This is a genomic window from Clavibacter sp. CT19 (assembly GCF_027858075.1).
Lineage (GTDB): Bacteria > Actinomycetota > Actinomycetes > Actinomycetales > Microbacteriaceae > Clavibacter > Clavibacter tessellarius_A.
Genome location: NZ_JAQHYR010000008.1, coordinates 180,645 through 200,874 on the forward strand (window position 1 = coordinate 180,645; position 20,230 = coordinate 200,874).

At 69.4% G+C, this 20,230-nt stretch carries 20 protein-coding genes; 7 read left to right on the forward strand and 13 right to left on the reverse strand.

Going from position 1 to position 20,230, the window contains the following annotated elements:
- Positions 1–27 precede the first annotated feature (27 nt).
- From PED38_RS11520 to PED38_RS11540, 5 genes are all read right to left on the reverse strand, one after another.
- The gene (locus PED38_RS11520) at positions 28–195 is read right to left on the reverse strand and encodes a hypothetical protein (protein WP_270981363.1); all 168 of its coding nucleotides are present in this window, start codon (positions 193–195) and stop codon (positions 28–30) included.
- A 142-nt stretch (positions 196–337) separates the two neighbouring features.
- Positions 338–649, reverse strand: coding sequence for a hypothetical protein (locus tag PED38_RS11525; protein ID WP_131798120.1), 312 nt, complete (start codon positions 647–649; stop codon positions 338–340).
- Positions 642–1,196: a hypothetical protein gene (locus PED38_RS11530; protein ID WP_131798121.1), complete on the reverse strand. Its 555-nt coding sequence runs from the start codon at positions 1,194–1,196 to the stop codon at positions 642–644. Before PED38_RS11530 ends, PED38_RS11525 begins: the two co-directional genes overlap by 8 nt.
- A gap of 217 nt (positions 1,197–1,413) precedes the next feature.
- A complete protein-coding gene (locus tag PED38_RS11535) occupies positions 1,414–2,943 on the reverse strand; it encodes a SulP family inorganic anion transporter (protein WP_270981364.1) in 1,530 nt (509 codons plus the stop codon).
- A gap of 191 nt (positions 2,944–3,134) precedes the next feature.
- The gene (locus PED38_RS11540) at positions 3,135–4,670 is read right to left on the reverse strand and encodes a SulP family inorganic anion transporter (protein WP_270981366.1); all 1,536 of its coding nucleotides are present in this window, start codon (positions 4,668–4,670) and stop codon (positions 3,135–3,137) included.
- A 564-nt stretch (positions 4,671–5,234) separates the two neighbouring features.
- Between PED38_RS11540 and PED38_RS11545 the strand changes: the two genes are divergently transcribed.
- Positions 5,235–6,932 (forward strand): ribonuclease J, encoded by a 1,698-nt coding sequence (locus tag PED38_RS11545; protein ID WP_270981368.1) that lies wholly within the window; start codon positions 5,235–5,237, stop codon positions 6,930–6,932.
- A gap of 54 nt (positions 6,933–6,986) precedes the next feature.
- Here PED38_RS11545 and PED38_RS11550 read toward each other — a convergent pair whose 3' ends face one another.
- Positions 6,987–7,637, reverse strand: coding sequence for a GNAT family N-acetyltransferase (locus tag PED38_RS11550; protein ID WP_270981369.1), 651 nt, complete (start codon positions 7,635–7,637; stop codon positions 6,987–6,989).
- Between the two features lie 65 nt (positions 7,638–7,702).
- On the opposite strand from PED38_RS11550, the gene PED38_RS11555 reads away from it, so the two are divergent.
- Positions 7,703–8,326 (forward strand): TetR/AcrR family transcriptional regulator, encoded by a 624-nt coding sequence (locus tag PED38_RS11555; RefSeq protein WP_270981371.1) that lies wholly within the window; start codon positions 7,703–7,705, stop codon positions 8,324–8,326.
- Between the two features lie 52 nt (positions 8,327–8,378).
- Here PED38_RS11555 and bla read toward each other — a convergent pair whose 3' ends face one another.
- Positions 8,379–9,359, reverse strand: a complete 981-nt coding sequence (gene bla, locus PED38_RS11560; protein WP_270981373.1) for a class A beta-lactamase — start codon at positions 9,357–9,359, stop codon at positions 8,379–8,381.
- 256 nt (positions 9,360–9,615) lie between these two features.
- Between bla and PED38_RS11565 the strand changes: the two genes are divergently transcribed.
- Positions 9,616–10,281, forward strand: a complete 666-nt coding sequence (locus PED38_RS11565) for a DedA family protein (RefSeq protein WP_270981375.1) — start codon at positions 9,616–9,618, stop codon at positions 10,279–10,281.
- Between the two features lie 70 nt (positions 10,282–10,351).
- On the opposite strand, the gene PED38_RS11570 is transcribed toward PED38_RS11565, so the two are convergent.
- Positions 10,352–13,183 (reverse strand): P-loop NTPase, encoded by a 2,832-nt coding sequence (locus PED38_RS11570; RefSeq protein WP_270981377.1) that lies wholly within the window; start codon positions 13,181–13,183, stop codon positions 10,352–10,354.
- Between the two features lie 276 nt (positions 13,184–13,459).
- On the opposite strand from PED38_RS11570, the gene PED38_RS11575 reads away from it, so the two are divergent.
- Both PED38_RS11575 and PED38_RS11580 read left to right on the forward strand, forming a co-directional pair.
- On the forward strand, positions 13,460–14,527 hold the full coding sequence (locus PED38_RS11575; protein ID WP_270981378.1) for a glycosyltransferase family 9 protein: 1,068 nt from the start codon (positions 13,460–13,462) through the stop codon (positions 14,525–14,527).
- Positions 14,528–14,580: 53 nt separating this feature from the next.
- The gene (locus PED38_RS11580) at positions 14,581–15,036 is read left to right on the forward strand and encodes a hypothetical protein (RefSeq protein WP_270981379.1); all 456 of its coding nucleotides are present in this window, start codon (positions 14,581–14,583) and stop codon (positions 15,034–15,036) included.
- Positions 15,037–15,092: 56 nt separating this feature from the next.
- On the opposite strand, the gene PED38_RS11585 is transcribed toward PED38_RS11580, so the two are convergent.
- Positions 15,093–16,157 carry a S66 family peptidase gene (locus PED38_RS11585; protein ID WP_270981380.1) on the reverse strand — a complete coding sequence of 355 codons (1,065 nt, stop codon included), beginning with the start codon at positions 16,155–16,157 and terminating at the stop codon, positions 15,093–15,095.
- A gap of 91 nt (positions 16,158–16,248) precedes the next feature.
- Here PED38_RS11585 and PED38_RS11590 point away from each other — a divergent pair, with 91 nt between their 5' ends.
- Positions 16,249–16,431 carry a type II toxin-antitoxin system ParD family antitoxin gene (locus PED38_RS11590; protein WP_270981381.1) on the forward strand — a complete coding sequence of 61 codons (183 nt, stop codon included), beginning with the start codon at positions 16,249–16,251 and terminating at the stop codon, positions 16,429–16,431.
- A gap of 25 nt (positions 16,432–16,456) precedes the next feature.
- On the opposite strand, the gene PED38_RS11595 is transcribed toward PED38_RS11590, so the two are convergent.
- The 3 genes from PED38_RS11595 to PED38_RS11605 all read right to left on the reverse strand — a co-directional run bounded on the left by PED38_RS11595 (position 16,457) and on the right by PED38_RS11605 (position 18,725).
- A complete protein-coding gene (locus tag PED38_RS11595; protein ID WP_270981382.1) occupies positions 16,457–17,536 on the reverse strand; it encodes a DUF4241 domain-containing protein in 1,080 nt (359 codons plus the stop codon).
- Positions 17,537–17,614: 78 nt separating this feature from the next.
- The gene (locus tag PED38_RS11600) at positions 17,615–17,977 is read right to left on the reverse strand and encodes a hypothetical protein (RefSeq protein WP_270981383.1); all 363 of its coding nucleotides are present in this window, start codon (positions 17,975–17,977) and stop codon (positions 17,615–17,617) included.
- A gap of 79 nt (positions 17,978–18,056) precedes the next feature.
- Entirely contained in the window at positions 18,057–18,725 is a 669-nt protein-coding gene (locus tag PED38_RS11605) for a response regulator transcription factor (RefSeq protein ID WP_270981384.1), read from the reverse strand.
- A gap of 124 nt (positions 18,726–18,849) precedes the next feature.
- Between PED38_RS11605 and PED38_RS11610 the strand changes: the two genes are divergently transcribed.
- Entirely contained in the window at positions 18,850–19,128 is a 279-nt protein-coding gene (locus tag PED38_RS11610; RefSeq protein ID WP_094113937.1) for a GlsB/YeaQ/YmgE family stress response membrane protein, read from the forward strand.
- Between the two features lie 127 nt (positions 19,129–19,255).
- Here PED38_RS11610 and PED38_RS11615 read toward each other — a convergent pair whose 3' ends face one another.
- Positions 19,256–20,083 (reverse strand): ferritin-like domain-containing protein, encoded by an 828-nt coding sequence (locus PED38_RS11615; protein WP_270981385.1) that lies wholly within the window; start codon positions 20,081–20,083, stop codon positions 19,256–19,258.
- Between the last annotated feature and the right edge of the window lie 147 nt (positions 20,084–20,230).

Below are 20,230 nucleotides of genomic sequence, written 5' to 3' on the forward strand. Positions count from 1 at the left end.
TCCGGCGCCGTGATCGACGGGAGCGGCCTACTCGGCTGGCGGCGGGCAGCCGGCGATCTCGCCGTGCGCGTTGCTGCCCCAGAGGCTCATCCACCCGTTCGTGCCCGAGGTGCGCTTGGTCAGCAGCAGCCGCTTCGGGTACGCCTGGCGGCCGACGCGGGCGCGTCGGGTCGCGGGGGCGAGGAGCTGGGGCACGGATCCAGCGTAACCGGCGGGCGAGTGGCTGCCCCGTGGGGGATCGGTGGCGGCACGGTGTCAAGCGGCTCTCGCGGCTCTGCCTGTCCCCTGCAGGGACGGATGCGATGCATGGACCGCATCCGTCCCTGCGCGCCACGCGTCAGAACCAGAGGTCGATGGTGAAGTCGAAGCGATCTCCGGCCTGCGCCTGCAGCTCCTTCAGGAGGCGGAAACCCTCGCGTTGGAACCAACGACGCCGCTCCTCGGACCCGAACAAACCCGTTTCCTCGTCGGCATGCTGTCGGAAGAACGTCGCCCAGTCGACCAACCGCTGCTTCAGCTCCGGCGTGACCACCTCGTCCCACGCCACAGGCGGCCCGACGCCGATGCCATCATTCAGTGGCCATTTCTGCCCGTAGTCGACGGAGAGTCGGAGGGGGCGTCGACGTGCATCTGTGCTCTTCTCAGTCACGGACGCCTGCGCAATCCGGGACGATGGTCGGATACGAGGTGATGACCTTCCGAGTGTTCGCAGACACGATGACCGTCGGGTTGTAGACGCTCAGAAGCGCACCATCCTCATCGTGGATCTCGATGGACGTCGAGTAGCACAGCTTGCTGTCGCCTTCCGGTTCCGGATCGTCAGCACGAATGGATTGATCGGTCATGAACATCATGAGATCGTCCCAGTTCCCGCCTCCTCCGGCGCTGTCCACGATGGCTTGCCAGTCCCCTTGGTGACGATCGCGGATGTGGTTGTAGCCGCTCACCCACGTGTCGTCATCGTCCTTGTCCCCACAGAACATGTCGAGATGCCCTGCCGTCACATCCCACGACTGGACACTGACATCACCGAATCCGGCGTTGCACAGCGCGATGGTGGTCGCGCTCAGCTTCTCGTCTCCGAGGCCTGGCGGCGTGCCCGTACTGGCACGCGTCGCTGCCTGGGCCCCGGACACAGGGCCGATCATCGCGGCCGTGACCATCGCCGCCGCCAGGATCTTCTGATGCATCTTCATGTTCCCGCTCCTCACGAGGATCATGCGGAAGTGCGCACCAGGGCTCGTCGCCCGGGGCGCATCCGCCCTATGTGCTGAATGACGACAAGCCAACTCAGAGCGCGGTGCTCCCGCCGGTCTGATACACAGGCAAGCGGCACGCGGAAGTCGCAGGCGGCGGAGCTCCCTCTGAGGGCGGTCGCAGGTCGATGGGGCACCACCCGTCGGGGCGTGCCCGTCAGTGCCCGGCGCCGAGGTTCCCGGCGAGGCGGCCGTGCATCGCGGCGGAGGAGTCGTTCATGCCGGTGATCTCCGCGCGCTTGCCGTGGCGCTCGTACTTCGTGGTGATCGCGTCGAGCGCGGCGACCGTGGAGGCGTCCCACACGTGCGAGCCGGACATGTCGATGACCACGCGAGCGGGGTCGGCGGCGTAGTCGAACTGCGTCGTGAGGTCGTTGCTGGAGGCGAAGAACAGCTCGCCGATGACGGCGTAGTGCGCGACGGGCGTGCCATCCTCGGCGGTGCGCTCCGAGCGCTCCACGGTCGCGAAGTGCGCGACCCGGCGGGCGAAGACGATCATCGCGGCGATCACGCCGATGATGACGCCGATGGCGAGGTTGTCGGTGATCACGACGATCACGACGGTGAGCACCATCACGAGCGTCTCGCCCACGGGCATGCGGCGCAGCGTCGACGGGCGGATGCTGTGCCAGTCGAACGTGCCGACCGAGACCATGATCATCACGGCCACGAGCGCGGCCATCGGGATGATCGCGACGACGTCGCCGAGGCCCACCACGAGGATCAGCAGGAACACGCCCGCGAGGAACGTCGAGATGCGGGTGCGGGCGCCGGACGCCTTCACGTTGATCATCGTCTGGCCGATCATCGCGCAGCCGCCCATGCCGCCGAAGAGCCCCGAGAGGATGTTCGCGCCGCCCTGGCCGAGCGTCTCGCGGGTCTTGCGCGACGGGGTGTCGGTGATGTCGTCGACGAGCTTGGCGGTCATCAGCGACTCGAGGATGCCCACGAGCGCCATGGCCAGCGCGTACGGCGCGATGATCCGCAGCGTCTCCATCGTCGGCGGCACGTCCGGGATGAAGAGCGTCGGCAGGCTGTCGGGGAGCGCGCCCTCGTCGCCCACGGTCGGGACGGCCAGCGCGGTGGCGACGACGGCGACGGTGATCACCACTATCGCGACCAGCGGCGCGGGCACGGCCTTGGTGAACCGCGGCATCACGACCATGATCACGATGCCCACCGCGACCAGCGGGTACACGAGCCACGGGACGCCGACGAGGTTCGGGATCTGCGCGGAGAAGATGAGGATCGCCAGCGCGTTGACGAACCCGACCATCACGCTGCGCGGCACGAAGCGCATGAGCTTCGCGACGCCGAGGAGGCCGAGCACGATCTGGAACAGGCCGCCGAGGATGACCGTGGCGATGAGGTAGTCGAGGCCGTGGTCGCGCACGAGCGGCGCGACGACGAGCGCGACGGCGCCGGTGGCCGCGGTGATCATCGCGGGCCGGCCGCCGAGGAACGCGATGGCGACGGCCATCACGAACGACGAGAACAGGCCGACGCGCGGATCCACTCCCGCGATGATCGAGAACGAGATGGCCTCGGGGATGAGCGCGAGCGCGACGACGAGGCCGGCGAGCACCTCGCGGCTGAGGAGGCGCGGGTTCCTCAGCGCCTCGAGGACGGTCGGGCTGCCGTGGCGCACCGCGGGCGTGCGGAAGGCGGGGGCGGGGGCTGCGGGCATGACGACTCCGGGGCGGTGGCGGGTGCAGGGGGCGGGAGGGCGCCGGCGGCCCGGAGGCGGACGCGGTGGCGTCCCGGTGCGGCAGGCGGGGGCGGTGCCGACGATCGGTCGGGCCGCGTCCCTATCGTAACGTGAGGGTAGGGTCCGCCGCCGCGATCGGCCGCGATCGCTCGGCGACCGGTCCGCGCCGGTCAGTGCCCGGCGCCGAGGTTCCCGGCAAGCCGCGCGTGCATGGCGGTGGACGCCGCGTTCATCCCGACGATCTCCGCCTCCTTGCCGTGCTGGTGGTACTTCGTGGTGATCGCGTCGAGCGCCGCGACGGTGGAGGCGTCCCAGACGTGGGATCCGCTCATGTCGATGAGCACGCGCTCCGGGTCGCCCGCGTAGTCGAACTGGGTGGTGAGGTCGTTGCTCGAGGCGAAGAACAGCTCCCCGACGACCTCGTAGTGCACGGTCTCGTGTCCGGTGGAGTCGACGCTGATGCGCCGGTCGACCGTGGCGAAGTGCGCCACCCGGCGGGCGAACACGATCATCGCGACGACCACGCCCGCGACCACGCCGATGGCGAGGTTGTGGGTGGCCACGACGATCACGACGGTGAGCACCATGACCGCGGTCTCGCCGAGCGGCATGCGCTTCAGCGTCGACGGTCGGATGCTGTGCCAGTCGAAGGTGCCGACGGACACGATCACCATCACGGCCACGAGCGCCGCCATCGGGATGATCGCGACGACGTCGCCGAGCCCGACCACGAGCACGAGCACGAAGATCCCGGCGAGGAAGGTCGAGATGCGGGTGCGGGCACCCGAGGCCTTCACGTTGATGAGGGTCTGGCCGATCATCGCGCAGCCGCCCATCCCGCCGAAGAACCCGGAGAGCACGTTCGCGGCGCCCTGGCCCCAGGCCTCGCGGGTCTTGTGGCTGGGGGAGTCGGTGATGTCGTCGACGAGCTTCGCGGTCATCAGCGATTCGAGGATCCCGACCACGGCCATCGCGGCCGCGTACGGCGCGATGATCCGGAGGGTCTCGAACGTGAGCGGCACGTCGGGCAGGAACAGCGACGGCAGGCTGCGGGGGAGCTCGCCCTCGTCGCCGACGCGCGGCACGCCGATGCCCATCACGACCACGGCGGCGGTCAGCAGCACGATCGCGACCAGCGGCGCCGGGACGGCCTTCGTCAGCCGCGGCAGGAACACGATGATCGCGAGCCCCACCGCGACCAGCGGGTACACCGCCCACGGCACGCCGATGAGCTGCGGCAGCTGCGACGTGAAGATGAGGATGGCGAGCGCGTTCACGAAGCCGACCATCACCGAGCGCGGGATGAAGCGCATGAGCCTCGCGACGCCGATCACCGCGAAGAGCACCTGGAAGACGCCGCCGAGGATGACGGTGGCGATGAGGTAGTCGAGCCCGTGCTCGCGGGCGACCGGCGCGATGACGAGCGCGATGGCGCCCGTGGCGGCGGTGATCATGGCGGGGCGCCCGCCGAGGAACGCGATGGAGACGGCCATCACGAACGAGGAGAAGAGGCCGACGCGCGGATCCACGCCCGCGATGATCGAGAACGAGATGGCCTCGGGGATGAGCGCGAGCGCGACGACGAGGCCCGCGAGCACCTCGCGGCTGAGCATGCGCGGGTCCTTCAGCGCCTGGAGGACGGTCGGGCCGGACGGCGGTCGGTGGCGGACCGGTGCGGTGGTGCGGGTCGGGGTGCGGGTGGGCATGGTGGTGCTCCGTTCTGTCGCGGGCGTCGCGCCCGCTCTGGTGAGGATCGGGGCGCGTCGTCGCGCGGTGCTGCGGCTGCCGCGCGGGGCGTCAGCGGGAGCGGAGGGGATCGGAGGGGATCGGAGCGGGGCTCCGGAACCCTACCCTAACGTGAGGGTAGAGTTGGTGTCACGTCGGATCGGGACCGGGCTCGACGCGACGGCCGCGCCGCCCCCGCACGGGCACCCGGTCGGGGCGGCGCGGTACAGTGCTGTCGACGGGCTCGGCACGATCGGCCCGGGGACGCGCTCGTCGCGGCGCATCGCGCACCGACCCGCACGACCGCGAGACGGGCCCTGGGCCTCGATCGATCCCGTCCCACCGCGCCCGCTCCGGCACCACCGCCGGTCCGCGTGCGGCGCATGCGCTCGTCGTCCGCGATCCGGTGCGGCACCACCCCGCACGACCAGATGGACGCCCGGCATCGCCGCTGAGTCCAGCATCATCCGCGTGGCGCGCATCGCGCGTCCGCCCCCTGACATCACCTGCACGACACACCAGCACGACACCACCAGAAAGGCACCATGCCTCCCACCACCGCGCACTCCCTCGACCTCGCCAAGCCCGGGCGCCTGCCCCGCGGCGGCATGCGGATCACCCCGCTCGGCGGCCTCGGCGACGTCGGCCGCAACATGACGATCTTCGAGCAGGACGGCGAGCTGCTCGTCGTCGACTGCGGCGTGCTCTTCCCCGAGGAGACGCAGCCCGGCATCGACGTGATCCTCCCCGACTTCAGCGCCCTCCGCGGCCGTCTCGACAAGATCAAGGGCATCGTCCTCACGCACGGCCACGAGGACCACATCGGCGGCGTCCCGTACCTCCTCAAGGAGCGCCCGGACATCCCGATCATCGGCTCCCGCCTCACGCTCGCGTTCATCACCGCGAAGCTCGAGGAGCACAAGATCAAGCCCGTCACGCGCGAGGTGAAGGAGGGCGACCGCATCGACGCCGGCGTCTTCAACCTCGAGTTCATCGCCGTGAACCACTCCATCCCGGACGGCCTCGCCGTCGCGATCCGCACGCAGGCCGGCCTGATCCTGCACACGGGCGACTTCAAGATGGACCAGTTCCCGCTCGACCGCCGCCTCACCGACCTGGGTGCGTTCGCGCGCCTCGGCGAGGAGGGCGTCGACCTGTTCCTCACCGACTCCACCAACGCGGAGGTCCCCGGCTTCACGACCGCCGAGCAGGACATCGCGCCGGCCATCGAGCAGGTGTTCCGCAAGGCGCCCAAGCGCATCGTCGTCTCCAGCTTCGCGAGCCACGTGCACCGCATCCAGCAGGTGCTCGACGCCGCCGACACGCACGGCCGCAAGGTCGCGTTCGTGGGCCGCTCGATGGTGCGCAACATGAAGATCGCCGCCGACCTCGGCTACCTCAAGGTGCCGAAGGGGCTCATCGTCGACCTCAAGCAGCTCGAGAAGATGCCCGACGCGAAGGTCGTGCTCGTCTGCACCGGCTCGCAGGGCGAGCCGATGGCCGCGCTCAGCCGCATGGCGCGCCGCGAGCACATCATCGAGGTGGGCGAGGGCGACACGATCCTCCTGGCCAGCTCGCTCATCCCCGGCAACGAGAACGCCATCTACGGCGTGATCAACGGCCTCATCCGCTGGGGCGCCGACGTCGTGCACAAGGGCAACGCCAAGGTCCACGTCTCCGGCCACGCCAGCGCCGGCGAGCTCGTCTACTGCTACAACCTCGTGAAGCCGAAGGGCGTCCTGCCCGTGCACGGCGAGTGGCGCCACCTCGTCGCCAACGCCGCGCTCGCGGTGAAGACGGGCGTGCCCGAGAGCAACGTCCACATCATCGAGGACGGCGTGAGCGTCGACCTCGTCAAGGGCCGCGCCACCGTCTCCGGCCGGATCCCCGCGCCCTACGTCTTCGTCGATGGCGCCACCATCGGCGTCGCCACGGAGAAGGCCCTCGAGGACCGCCGCACGCTCGCCGAGGAGGGGCACATCACCGTGCTCGGGATCTTCGACGAGCCGAGCCAGAAGCTCCTCGACCCGGCCGAGTTCCTCACGCGCGGCTTCGTCGCGCACGACGGCTGGAAGAAGGAGGCGGAGGCCGCGGTCACCAAGGCCCTCCAGGCGGCCGCCGGTCGCCGCCGCCTCGACGGCCCCGCCGCCGAGCGTGCGATGAGCGAGGGCCTGTCCCGCTGGCTGCAGCGCCAGCACCGTCGCCAGCCGGTCATCACGGCCGTGGTGGTCGACGCCGACTAGCTCCACCCGCACCACCGGATCCTCCGGGATCCGTCCCTCCGGCCGGCGGAGCGCTCAGGCGCCCGCCGGCCGCGGCATGCCCGCCGGGCGCCACATCGCCGCCGGGCGTGCGTGCGCGACCGCCGGCAGAGCCCCCAGCTCGAGGAACGCGCTGCGCCGGTAGAGCGCGCGGTTCCGCTCGGTCGACGACTCCAGGTAGGCGGCGCCGCCCGCCGCGTCCACGCGGGCGAGGCCGTGCCGGAGGAGCGCGGATCCGACGCCGAGGCCCCGCGCCGCCGCCCCCACGCCGACCTCGGCGAGGTACCAGTGCGGCAGGCCCGGGCGCGCGCGGCGGAGCGCGCGGAGGTGGCCGACGGCCCGCAGCGCGCCGCGGACGCCGAGCGCGCGGAGGAACGCGGGCGCCTGCGCGAGCAGCCGCCCGGTCGGCACGCCGCCGGGTCGCTCCCACACGGCGGCGCCGAGGATCCGGCCGCGGGCGTCGACCGCCACGTCGACCGTGCCCGCCGCGAGCGGGCCGCTGCGCATCATGGCGGCGAACAGGAGCGCCCGGCGCTCCGAGCGGCGCGCGCCCGCGGGCACGAAGCCGGCGAGGACCGGGTCGTCGGCGAACGCCTCGGCGAGCACGCGCGCGGCGTCGTCGAGGTCGGCGGGGCGGGCGGTGCGGATGTCGGGGGACGCGGGGTCGCGGGGTGCCGTGGTGCTCATGCTCCGACGGTAGGCGACGGATTCGGCCAGTTGGCCCAATTGAATCCGGTTGGTAGCTTTCTCCCATGAAGGCCGCCTCCGAGAGCACCCGCGCGTACGGATCCCGGGACGCCCGGCGGGCCGAGCTGCTCGACGCCGCGGTGCGCGTGATGGCCGTGACCGGGGTCGCCGGCGCGAGCACGCGGGCGATCACCGCGGAGGCCGGCCTCGCGCACGGCGCCTTCCACTACTGCTTCGGCGTGAAGGAGGAGCTGCTCGGCGCGCTGCTGCGGCAGGAGGTCGAGGCGGTCGTGGCGCAGCTGGCGTCCGCCGAGGATCCGGTCGGCCTGCCGCTCGAGGACGCCGTCGCCGCCGTGCTCCGCGCCGAGCTCGACCGCGTGCGGCGGGAGCCCGACCGGCAGCGCGTGCTCGTCGACCTCGCGGCGACCGTGCAGCGCATCCCGGCGCTCGCCGACCTGCCGCGCTGGGAGCACGGGCGGTACGTCGAGGAGACTCGGCGGCGGTTCGCGGCGGTGGGGATCGACGGCGACCGGGCGGAGCGCTGCGCCGCCCTGGCGGTCGCGGGCGTCACGGGGATCGTGGGCGCGTGGCTCGCGGCGCGGGACGCGGGCGCGGATGCGGCGGCCGAGCGCGCCGTCGCCGACCTCGCCCGGGCGCTCGCGCTGCTCGCGGGGGACGGCGGGCGCTGATCCGGCGAGCCGTGGGAGCTGGCGTTGCCGCCGCGGGCGCTGATCCGGCGGATCAGCCGAGCGCGCCCAGCGCCTCCGCCGCGGCCTTCGCGGCGCCCGAGATCAGGGCGTCGTCGGCGACCGCGTCCTGCTGCTGCTTCGACGAGTGCACCGCGATGACGATGGGCGCGGCGTCCGGCCGCCAGATCACCGCGACGTCGCCGCGGCTCGCGTAGGCGCCGCTGCCCGACTTGTCGCCGACCGTCCAGTCCGTCGGCAGCTCGGCGCGCACGAGCGTGGCGCCCGTCTGCGTCGCCGTCAGCCAGCCGGTGAAGAGGGCGCGCTCGTCGTCGTCGAGCGGATCCGCGAGGGCACCCGGACCGCCGAGCGCGTAGGCGCGCATCAGCGCGGCGGCCGTGCGCGGGGTGGTCGTGTCGCGGTCGTCGCCGGGGATCGCCTCGTTGAGCGTCGGCTCGGTGCGGGAGACGACGGTGGTGTCGTCGCCGAGGGCCGTGAGCGCCGCATCCAGCTCGGCCGGGCCGCCGAGCGCCTCGAGCAGGAGGTTCGCGGCCGTGTTGTCGCTGCGCGTCATGGCCGCCTCCGCCAGCTCGCGGAGGGTCATCGTGCCGCCGACGCGCGTCTCGGTGACGGGCGCGTAGGACAGGATGTCGGCCGCCTCGATCGGCACGGCGCGCTCCATGCCGACGATGCCGACGCGGTCGAGCAGCGCGGCCGCGAGCGGGGCCTTGATGGTGGAGGCGTACGCGAACCGCTCGTCCGCGCGCCAGGAGACCTCGGCGCCCGTGCCGGTGTCGACCGCGTGCACGCCGAGGCGCGCGCCGAAGCGCTCCTCGAGGGCGGTGAAGGCGGCGTCGGCGGCGGCCTGGTCGACCGCGGGGGCGGCGGATGCGGTGGGTGCGGTGGTCGCGGGCGGGGCCGCGGTCGGGGCTTCAGCGGGGGTGGCGGCGCATCCGGCGAGGAGGGCGGCGGCGAGCGTCGCGGTGACGGTCGCGGTGAGCGCGAGGTGGGTGGCAGGTCGGGCGGGGTGGATCACGGCGAGCTCCTCGGGAGGCGTCGGGCGGGAGGCGGTGCGGCGCGGGGCCGCGGTTCCAGCCTCTCGTGCGGGGACGCGCGCGTCGTGCCCCGGCCGGTGCAGGCGCGTCCCCCGCGCGGACCACCCGCGGCACACCGCCCGATTCAGCGGATGTGGAAATGCGTTCCCTAGGCTTCGCGGGGTCCCCGACGCGGGAGCCCGACGCCCGACCCGACGATCCACCGACGCCCGACCCCCCGACAGAACGAGAGGCCGCATGAGCGCCATCACCGCAGTGACCCCCGGCGAGATCCATCCGAGCGAGGGGTACGACGGCTTCGTCGGCTGGGTCCTCTCCCTCATCGAGACGCTCGGGGAGGTGGGCGTGGGCCTCGCCGTGCTCATCGAGACGTTCGTGCCGCCGATCCCGTCGGAGGCGATCCTCCCCGTCGCCGGCTTCCTCGCCTACGAGGGCCGCATGAGCGCGTGGGGCGCCTGGGCCGCCGCCACCATCGGAGCGCTCGTGGGCGCGCTCATCTGGTACGCGATCGGCGCCGCGCTCGGCCGCGACCGCACCCGCCGCCTCGTCGGCCGGATCCCGCTGCTCGACCACGCCGACTTCGACAAGGCCGAGGCCTTCTTCGCGCGCTGGGGCGGCACGGCCGTGCTCCTCGGCCGCTGCGTGCCGCTCGTGCGCTCGTTCATCTCCATCCCGGCGGGCATCGAGCGCATGCCGCTCGTGCGCTTCTCGCTCTACACGGTCGCGGGATCCGGCGCCTGGAACGCCATCTGGGTGGGGCTCGGCTTCGCGTTCGGCCCGGCGATCCGCCCGGTGCTGGAGGAGTGGAGCGGCCTGATCTCGTACGCGGCCGTCGGCGTCATCGCGCTGCTGGTCGTGTGGTTCGTGGTGTCGCGGCTGATCCGGCGGGTGCGGGCGGCCTGAGGCGCGAGCTCAGCAAAGGTTCCGCGCTTCAACTTTTATCAAGTGTCGCATTCGTCCCGCGAATGACACTTTAACGACGACGCGGATATCGAGAAGTCTCGTAAAAAGGATCACCCATGGCAAGTTGAGCCAAGCGAGCGAACTTGAACTCGGTTTGTGGCATTCCCTTTGGGAAGGGTAGCTCGAGGGAGTGCTGGCAGTAATGCAACCCAGCCTTCAGAATAGACGAGACCTTGGAGGGTGCCGAGGGCTGCGGGTATTGATGCCCGAGCTGGTCAACTCGTCGCTCGGCGGCCCTAAGGGCCGCGTTGAATGCAGGTCCTTGAACCGACAACTCGCGGCTAAATACGGTCGCCGCGGCAAGAGCGTCGATCAGTTGTGTCTCTTGGTCAAGTTCGGATGCTCGCCGCAGTGCAATTAATATGCAAGACAAACCCCTTTCTGCCTTACCGAGGTCAAGGGCCCCAAGCGCACTACCGTCTTGCAAAGAAATGCCGGCCAGCACGGCATTTGCCTTAAAGTTGCCCAATAGCCCTTCAACCACTCCCCACTCAGCGAAATAGCCACGTACTTGATTTTCATTGAGAGTGCTGTATGCCAGTGGAAGGGCATCGCGATTCAGCTTAGCGGCCGCAGGTGCGTTTCCGCCGGCGCGTAGCACGGCGCTCTTGGAGGTGTGGTAGGAGAGGCGATCGGGTTGGACCTCTAAGGCTGTATCTGCTGCAACGATCGCAAGCCTAGGGATATCTTGCATGCGCGTAGACATATAAACTAACTGCGGAAGCCGAATTGAATATGCTCCCCGTGCCAATCGAGTAGCCGCTGTGCGGACGAGGCGCGCAACGGCCGCACTCAGGTCGTATCTCATTTCCAGCACAAGGTCAATAATTACGGCAGCAATCAACTCATGGCGAATAACAACATGATCTGATGCATAAGTAATAGCTGCTTCCTCGCCTAAAGGAATTAAGACATGTGCCTCAACTTCGACCAAGCTCATGTCGAGAGCGTCGGCTAGGACTGTCGCATTGAGGGCGTATATACCGTAGGCGTGCGGGATGGCGATAATGACAAGCGCGTCAAGTAGGGTGTGGGGTCGCGTTCGTGGAATTGTTCTTGTTTCAAGACGCTCTAGAAGATTTCTCACGTGATCTCGCAGCCCGCGCCGGTCGTATCGGGTTGTGAGCAAGGCGCCCAGTAACGTGCCGGGGCCGCTAATTCGAGTATCTTGGGAGAAATCGAGAAGGGCCTGAACGCGAGCATGTGTGCCTTGGATGCGTGCAAGGTCACCGAGGGCGTCCGCGCCGATTGTTTCCCAAGAAATCACGAGTGCCTCGGCTTCAGTCGAGCTGATGCCGTGCAAATTGTGTGACTCTGTGCGAACAAATTTATTCCAAGTGAAGCCCGACCCTCCTGAGGAAGCCCATTCAATATCGCCACTCACGGCTAAAATGTGAAGGCCGGGCAACCCAGTTGCGTGTACACGCCGTGCTAGGTCCTCCAGCTGAACGACGTGCTTGTGCGCTTCGTCGATAACTAGAAGGTAGTTTGACTTCTTCGACAATGCTAAAACTGCTTCGACGGAGCCAAAATTATCGTTTTGAAGATGGAAAACGCGAAATGAGGATTTCCCTGAGATGGCTATGCGCGCTGCGACTTGCATTGCAACGGTAGTTTTACCTTCTCCGCTCGGACCAGTAATTATTGTGAAGGAGGAGGCAAGGGTTCCGCTCGAGGTGACTATGCTGCTACTGATGTCTTCGCTCAATTGTCGAGTTGGAATAAGGGGATTTACGGTGTCATGCCAACTGGGTAGGCGTCCATCATAGAACGTAAGAGCTGAAGCTGATGATGCATTGTCAGCCGCTTCTGCCAGCGTATCCGCAGTGATTGTGGTCCATCCGATAAGGCTCGTCCCCACGGCCGGTGGGCGAGAGTCGGTGGAGTAGTCTAAAAGAGGAGCAATTCTCGCCTCTAATTGAGGAAGGAACTCATTTGCGTCGATTCCCGCGTAAAAACGTATAGCTGTGGGAGCTGCACTAAAGTTACCCACCGACTTGGTAAAATCGGGGCTTGTAGTTAGTTCCTCTGCGTTCCTGAAAAGGCACCAGAGGACGTCAAGCTCCGACGTTCTATGTTCACTTATTGCATCTAGTAGGCTCTGAGTGACGATATCATCCCACCCACCGTATCCCAATACTACGAGGGTGTGGTTGTCCAGTATCAGTCGAAGAGATGCGGAGAGAGATGGTCGACTTTGCATCAACTCATCTGAGGTGTTCAGAACTTGCGAGTCGCGCCAGAATCCGTGTAAGTGAACGACGTTTGTGCCAATTTGAACTTTCAGATTCGATACGAAGGCACTGTCGTCGGTGTGGACATGCGATGTTGCAGTCCCGCCTGCTTTCCGTACGGCGATCTCCGTCAACGGATCAAAATTTGTCGTAAGTACGGGTCCCCTTAGGCGACGGGGTAAGCCGGCAAGAATGCGACCAAGGGACGCCTGTCCGGCGGGGAGCGTCCAGCTGTCAATTCGAGATTCGTACTCGTCCGCTTTGCGCAGCATGGTTGTCATATCACTGTCGCGCTCTGAAAACGCGCTTAACGTGGCAACTTTGAGTATGCGCTCGCTAAAATCCGCTCGTCTTCTGAGTCCAGCAAAGGTGAAGGCTTGTCGATACTGTTCTCCAGGTTCGTCGTGCGCTGCGAGAAGTGCATCGAGTTCTTCTCGCTCGTCCGCAGGAAAGCCGTTGCGTATCAGTTCCAGTGTCTTTTTCACACCCGGCACTTGCGGCACACTTAACCCTGAGCCGGTTAGGAAAGCCAAAGGGCGGGGAGCTTCTGCTTCCATCTCCGCTCGGAGGCGGGCAATAAGATCGGCTTGATTTCCGAATGTAACCATAGATCCACTCCGTGTAATCTGCTGGCGTACATCGCCGAAGATGCCTTGAACATATACGGCTAGGTCAGTGGGCAGTAGTCCACCAATGGGGGGTAACAGGGCGGGGCAGGGCGTGATGCCGTGGCTGCGACTATGGAGTCTCGGGGCCGTTGACGAGCTAGCCGGTCACAACGAGCGCCGCGTCGCAATCGTCGTTGTGTGATGCCTGACGCGCGCCCGGGGCCGGACGGCGGCACGAACCGATCACCGCCGGTCCCCTCTGCCAGGCTGGAACCCATGCAGACCCCCGGCGACCCCGCCGCCCTCCCCGACGACGTCCGCCTCGCCACCCCCGGATCCGCGGACGCCGCGACGGGGGAGCCACACCCGGAAGAGATCCTCGTCCTCCGCGCCATCAAGCTCGGCGACATCCTCGTGGCCGTCCCCGCGCTCCGCGCCATCCGCCGCGCGCACCCCGACGCCCGCATCTCGCTCGCGACCACGGGCTGGCTCGCGCCCGTCGTTAAGCTCCTCGGAATGGTCGACGAGCACCTCCCGCAGCAGGGCTTCGACCACCCCATCGCGCGCGAACCCGGCACGGTCGACCTCGCGATCAACCTGCACGGCGCCGGCATCGAGAGCCGCACCCTCCTCCACGAGCTGCGGGCGCACCGCACCCTCGGCCACGCCGCCCCCGAATTGGGCGCCATGCCCGCCGCCGACGGCCCCGCCTGGGAGGACCACGTCCTCGAGCGGTACCGCTGGGCCCGGCTCGTCTCCTGGCACGGCATGCCCGCGGATCCGGACGACGTCGGCATCCTCGTCCCCGTCGAGCCGCCCGTCGCCGAGCACGCCGTGGTGATCCATGTGGGCGCCGCCTACGGATCCCGCCAGTGGCCCGTCGACCGCTTCGCCGAGGTCGCCCGCGCGCTCGCCGACGAGGGCCGCAGGGTCGTCTTCACCGGAAGCGACAAGGAGCGCGAGCGCGCCCTCGAGGTCGCCGCCCTCGCCGGCATGCCCACGGAGACCGTGCTCGCGGGCGAGCTCGCCCTCGACGCGTTCGCCGGGATCATCGCCGCCGCCGACCTCGTGATCTCCGCCGACACCGGCGCCGCCCACCTCGCGACCGCCTACGGCATCCCCTCGGTCGTGATCTTCGGCCCGGCCCCGCCCGAGGAGTGGGGCCCTCCCGCGTCCGGCCCGCACATCGTGCTGACCGACGCGTCGCAGCGCCTCGGCGACACGTTCTCCGCGATCCCGGATCCGGCGCTCCTCGCGATCACGCCGGCCCACGTCCTCGAGGCGGCCCGCTCCCTCGACGGCCACCGCGTGATCCGCCCCCTCACGGGCGAGCCGCGCGACTGATCCGGCGCGAAGTGGGGGTCTCCTCAGCGGGCGCAGAGCAATAGCGTCCGAACGTGACCGACAAGCTCCCGCCCTCGCCCCGTCTCGATGGTCCCTCCAAGGGCAAGAAGCCCATGGGCTGTGCTGCTGTCGCCGCCCTGGGTTGTGGTGGCGTCGTGGTGATCGTCATAGCGGTCATGTCCATCGCAGCCCTGACGAGCACCCGTGACGATGCTCCGCCTGCTGAGGGCGCAGGGGATGACAAGTACACGCAGACATGGACCTCGTCCTACTCCGAGACCTCGTGCCGGGAATGGAATGAGGAGATGACGACGCCGCAGAAATTCGCGGCCTCCGCCGACATCCTCACGTCGGCTCGCAACAAGATCGACGGCGGAACCGGGCTCCCTTCCGACTCGCTCATCACGGAGTTCTCGGCCGGGATCACGAATGTCTGCATCATCCCGACCATGACGCTCACGGACGCCACGTATGGCTTGTACACGACGGAGCCGCGCTTTCATCCTTGACCGCGAGGGCTGGGCTGGCTTCCGTGACTGCCACTCCGGCGGAGGCCGACGAGACGTCAGCTGTAGTCCGCGAACACCGTCTTCGCCGCCCCGTCGAGCCGCACCGTGCCGCCGTGGGGCAGGATCCACTGCGGCCGCGTGTGGCCGAACGGCACACCCACGCACACCACGGCGCGCGGGTTGTAGCGGGCGACCTGCTCGATGACGGTGTCGCGCTGCTCGGCGCGCAGCCGCGCGCGCTCCTCGGCCGACGGGACGGGCGCGCCCATGACGATGGTCGGGGGTCGGGCGACGAGCACGCCCGCGACGACGTCGAGGATCCCCCGCTCGCCGAGCCCGCGCACCCACCGGCGCACGCTGTCGGCCGACGGCACCTCCTCGCTCGTCTCGAGCAGCAGGATCCCGCCCTCGAGCTTCGCGACCTCCGGCATGCGCCCGGCCATCGCGATCTGGTCGATCACCTCGAGGCAGCCGCCCCACGTCGGCCCCTTCACGGTCTTCGCGGGCCCGGCCCACTTCCACGGCTCGGTCGCGTGGCGCTCGCCGTGCTCGGTGAGCGCGCGAGGATCCGTCCAGTCGACCCCGAAGTCCTCCGACTCCCCGGGCTCGGTGATCTCGAGCGTGCCGCCCTCGATCAGCGCGGCCCGCAGCGACCGCAGGTGCACGTCGTCGATGCCGGGGCCGGCGCCGAGGTGCACCTGGGTGGATCCGCCGTAGAAGCTCGGGATGCCGAGCCCCGCGAGCAGGTTGTGCAGGTTCGTGTTGTCGCTGTAGCCGAGGAACGGCTTGGGGTTCCGGGCGAGCTCCTCGATGTCGACGTGCGGCACCACGGTGACCTGGTCGTCCCCGCCGATGGTCGAGACGATGGCGCGGATGGAGTCGTCGGCGAACGCGGCCGTGATGTCGGCGGCGCGGTCGCGGGCGCTCGCGCCGAGCCGCCGGGTGGTCGGGTACTCGACGGGGATCAGCCCGGTCGCCTCCTGCAGCCGCCGCATCGCCTGCTCGTGCACCTCGGGCGCGATCCCCGGCGCCGCGAACGCGGGGCTCAGCACCGCCACCCGGTCTCCCGCCTTCGCCTTGGGCACGGACTTGCGGAACCGGGAGGAGGTGGAGGGGATCATGCGGGCCATGCTCGCAGAGGTAGCCGGGAGCGCGCGGACTCCGCCCGGCTCCGCCCTTCCCTCCTGTGCCGATCCTCGGTATCCATGCTCCATGGCACAGGACACGTCGATCAGCCGGGACGCGCGCCCGACCGGACCCCCCTCCCGTCAGATGGCATGCGGGCGCGACCGTTCCGCGAGCGAGGCGCTGCGCGTAGCGCTGATCGAGGGAGAAGCGAGCGGCGAAGCAGCACCATTCGACGTGGACGCGTTCATCGCGGACAGGCGCGCCTGACGCCGTACCTGCTCACGGGGGAACGTCAGAGGGTGACCAGCTCCTCATCGTCATCCTCGGTGACGAGCACGAGGAAGTCGACGACGAGCTGGGCGACGACACCGTCGGCGTCGACGCCCCAGAGCACCGGGCAGCTGCCGTCCCCGTGGCCGGATTCCGCGGCGATGCCGACCTCGTCGGCGCCGAGCGGCACGTCCATGACGGCGGGACGCGGCGCGCGCTGGAACTCGTCGAACACCGCTGCCTTGGCGCGAGGAGTCATCTGCGCGTACGCGGGGTAGTCGACGATGCAGACGCAGCCCGCGTCCACCCCGATCACGTTCCCCTGATCCGGCCGGGTCGCCGGGTGCCACGTGACCGGGACCCGATCGGTGAAGCGCACGCGGAGGGCCGCGTTGAGTCCGAACCCGGTCACCCGATCCACGGGGTAGGAGCCCGGCGGCACGGTGCGAGCGAGGGGCTTCGCCCAGTCGTTGTCGTACCCGAAGTCGATCACGGCGAGCGCACCGGAGCGGGTGACCAGCGTGCCGACCTCGACCACCCGCGCCTCGGTGGTCTCCTCTTCTTCCGGCATCGTCACCTCGCGATCCGTGAAGTTGCGGTTCTCGTCGAGCCGGGCCTGATCGGCGGGCATCGGATCCCACGGAGCATCGGCCGCCGTGCGGGCGAGCGCTTCCTCGACCGCGGCGGGCGACGCGGACGGCTGGGTCGGGTCGCCGAAGTGCTGCGCGATCGACCGGATCCGCCACCGTGCCCCGTCGCGGACCAGCGTGAACTCGTGGAACATCTCGATCCCGGCCTTGAAGCACTCGGTCAGGACGTAGGCCGTCTCGCCGACCACCTCGCTGCGCACGATGCGCTCGGCGGCGACGCCGTACTCCGGCGGCCGAGAGAACGAGCTGAAGCTCTCGGTGGTGTCGGCCGTGAAGTGCTCCTCGAGCACGACTTCCATGAGGGCGAGCCATGTCCCGAAGGCATCACGGCTCCCGCTCCCCGGTACCTCCGCCTCGAAGCCCGAGGCGCGCTTCTGCCACTGCGCGTCGTAGTCCGACAGGAAGCGCTGGACGCGCTTCTCCGCAGCCTTCTTCAGGAGGAATCTCATCATGGGAGCGAGGCTAACGAGGGTGAGGGATCCGCCGCGGGTCTGCTCACCGGGGTGCATGGTCCGGGCTGAACCCGTGCCCTACGGCCCAGTCGACCGGCTGGATGCGGCCCTGCACCACGCTCCATTCGCCAGGACGTATTCACGGTCCTCGTCGTACCCGCTGATGACGTCGGGGAGCTGGAGCACCTCCTCCATGTGGACCGCGATCAGCTGGAAGGCCGCCGTCTGGGGATCCGCATTCGGCCACAGCCCTCGCGCGCTGCGAGCCATGGACGTGACGGCCCCGCGGACCTCGTCGTCGGCCGCGACGAAGGAGATCCGTCTTCCGCACGACGGCCCTCCCCGTGCGGTCAACGTGTCTCCGTCGATCGAGGCATCGCGGAAGGCGGGCTCCCGCTCGCGCACGTGCGCGAACAGCGCATCGCGCATCTCGTTCGTCATCGGTCGGGCTCCTCTGCTTCGAGCTGCGGAAGGCGGTGATGATCCTGTCGCCGGCAGCGCGTGCGACTGAAGGAGACCCCTACGGCCCACCCAGCCAATGGTCGATCCGGTGATGATCCGGGCTGAACCCGTGCCCCACGCCCCAGATGACCGCCTGGGTGCGGCTCTGCACCTGGATCTTCCGGTAGATCGAGCGGATGTAGCTCTTCACCGTGTTGGGGGAGAGGTACGTGAGCGCCGCGACCTCCTGGTTGCTCTTGCCCTGCGTGATGAGCGCGAGTATCTCCGACTCGCGGTCCGTGATGCCCTCGCGCTTGCCCGGCCAGTCGAGCGACGGCGCGCTCGCGGCCCGCAGCGGTGCGTCGTTGAAGAGCTCCTCGCCCGCGTGGATCCGCTCGAGCGCCTCCACGAGCTCCCGGGCCGGCAGCGCCTTCGAGAGGTAGCCCTGCACGCCCTGTCGGCGGGCGTCGGCGATCAGCTCGGGCTGGAAGTTCCAGGTGTAGACGACCACGCGGCGGGCCCGCGGGTTCCGCACCAGCTCCGCGATCTCGTGGTGGTCGGACTCCGGTTGCGCGAACGAGTCGTAGAGCACGATGTCGATCTCGTCGGAGAGGGCCGCGTTCGCGTCGATCTCGGCGACGAGAACGCGGTCGCGGTAGTCGTCGAACATGTGGGCGAGGCCCTTCAGCACCACGTCGTAGTCGTCGACGAGCGCGATCGTGACGGGGCGGGTGCGGGTGGCGGGCATGGATCCACCATCCCACCCCCAGGGGTGTGCTGCCACACCCCGCAGGGTGGTTGGTTGGAGTCATCGCCCCGAACGGGCACCACCGCGCGTCTTCCTGACGTGCTCGCACAGAAGAGAGATCACCATGCTCGGACTCATCATCAGCCTCATCGTCATCGGCCTCATCGCCGGATTCATCGCCCGCGCGGTCGTCCCCGGACGCCAGAGCATGTCGATCCTGATGACCATCGTGCTCGGCATCGTCGGCTCGTTCGTCGGCGGATTCCTCGCGTTCCTGCTGTTCCAGCGCGACGCCATGGACGGCTTCTTCCAGCCCGCCGGCATCATCGGCTCGATCATCGGCGCCATCATCGTGCTCTTCATCTACGTGAAGGTCGGCGGCCGCAAGTCCGTGCGCCGCTGAACACGGCCGGGCGAGCCCTGGACGCGCTGGCGCGCCCCGGACGACCGCCGGTAGCGGGAGCAGTGGAGGGGCGGGTCGCCGAGGAGGTGGCCCGCCCCTCCGGCGTGCGCGGGGCAGGCGGAGGCGGTCAGCGCGATGCGGCCCGTGCGTCGGCCGCATCCGTCGGCCCCAGCAGCGGCGCCCGCGGATCCACCAGCACCGAGCGCGCGGCCGCCCCGAACCTGCGCATCGCCTGCCGCCAGTACGCGCGCGGCGCGACCCCGCACGCACGCAGCGCCGCCCGGTGGTCGACCACGATCACCGTCGCGGCGCCCGCCGCGACGACCGTCCACGCGGCGCCGATCAGCGCGCGCACCGGAGCGGGCGTCTCTCGGAAGCCCGTGCGGAGGCGGTCGATCTGGAAGCGCACGTGGTCGCGCTCGTCGTCCGCGATGCGCCGGCCGAGGGCCCGGAGCGCGGGATCCGGCGCGTGGTCGGCGAGGGCGTGGAAGTAGCCCGTCGCGACCGTCTCGGCGATGAGGAACAGGGTGATCTCCGTCCGCAGCCCGATCAGGTGCCGCAGCCGGGTGAACGCCGCGTCCGTCCAGTGGGCGGGGAGCGCGGGCGCGGCGAGGTGGTCGAGCGCGCGGAGGAACAGGGCCGCGTGCTTCTGCTCCTCCTGCACGAGGAGCGCGAGCGCGTACGTGTAGGCGGGGTCGCCCGCGGCCGTCGCCATCCGCAGGAGGTGCATCCCGTCGCCGCTCTCGCCGAGCGCGAACCGCTGGAACGAGCGGACGAACGCGCGTCGGGTGCGGGCGTCCATCGTCGAGGGCGCGTCGTCGGCGATCAGCTCCTCGGGCGTGAGGTGCCGGTCGGCGTTGGCGTGGAAGTGGGCGATCCAGTCGGCGGCGGTGCCCATGCGGGCGGTCGCCGGGGCGGGAGGTGCGGGCATCGGTGTCTGGGTGATCGAGGTCATGGCCTCACGCTAGGAACGGCGGACCCGCGGCCTCGCCGGGCGTAGGGCGGATTCCGGGGGTCGCCGCGGCGCATGCTGCGGCGGCCAGGTGGTCCGCGCGGGGGACCCGGCTACGCCCTCCGCCCGACGGCTCCCCGGCGCAGATGA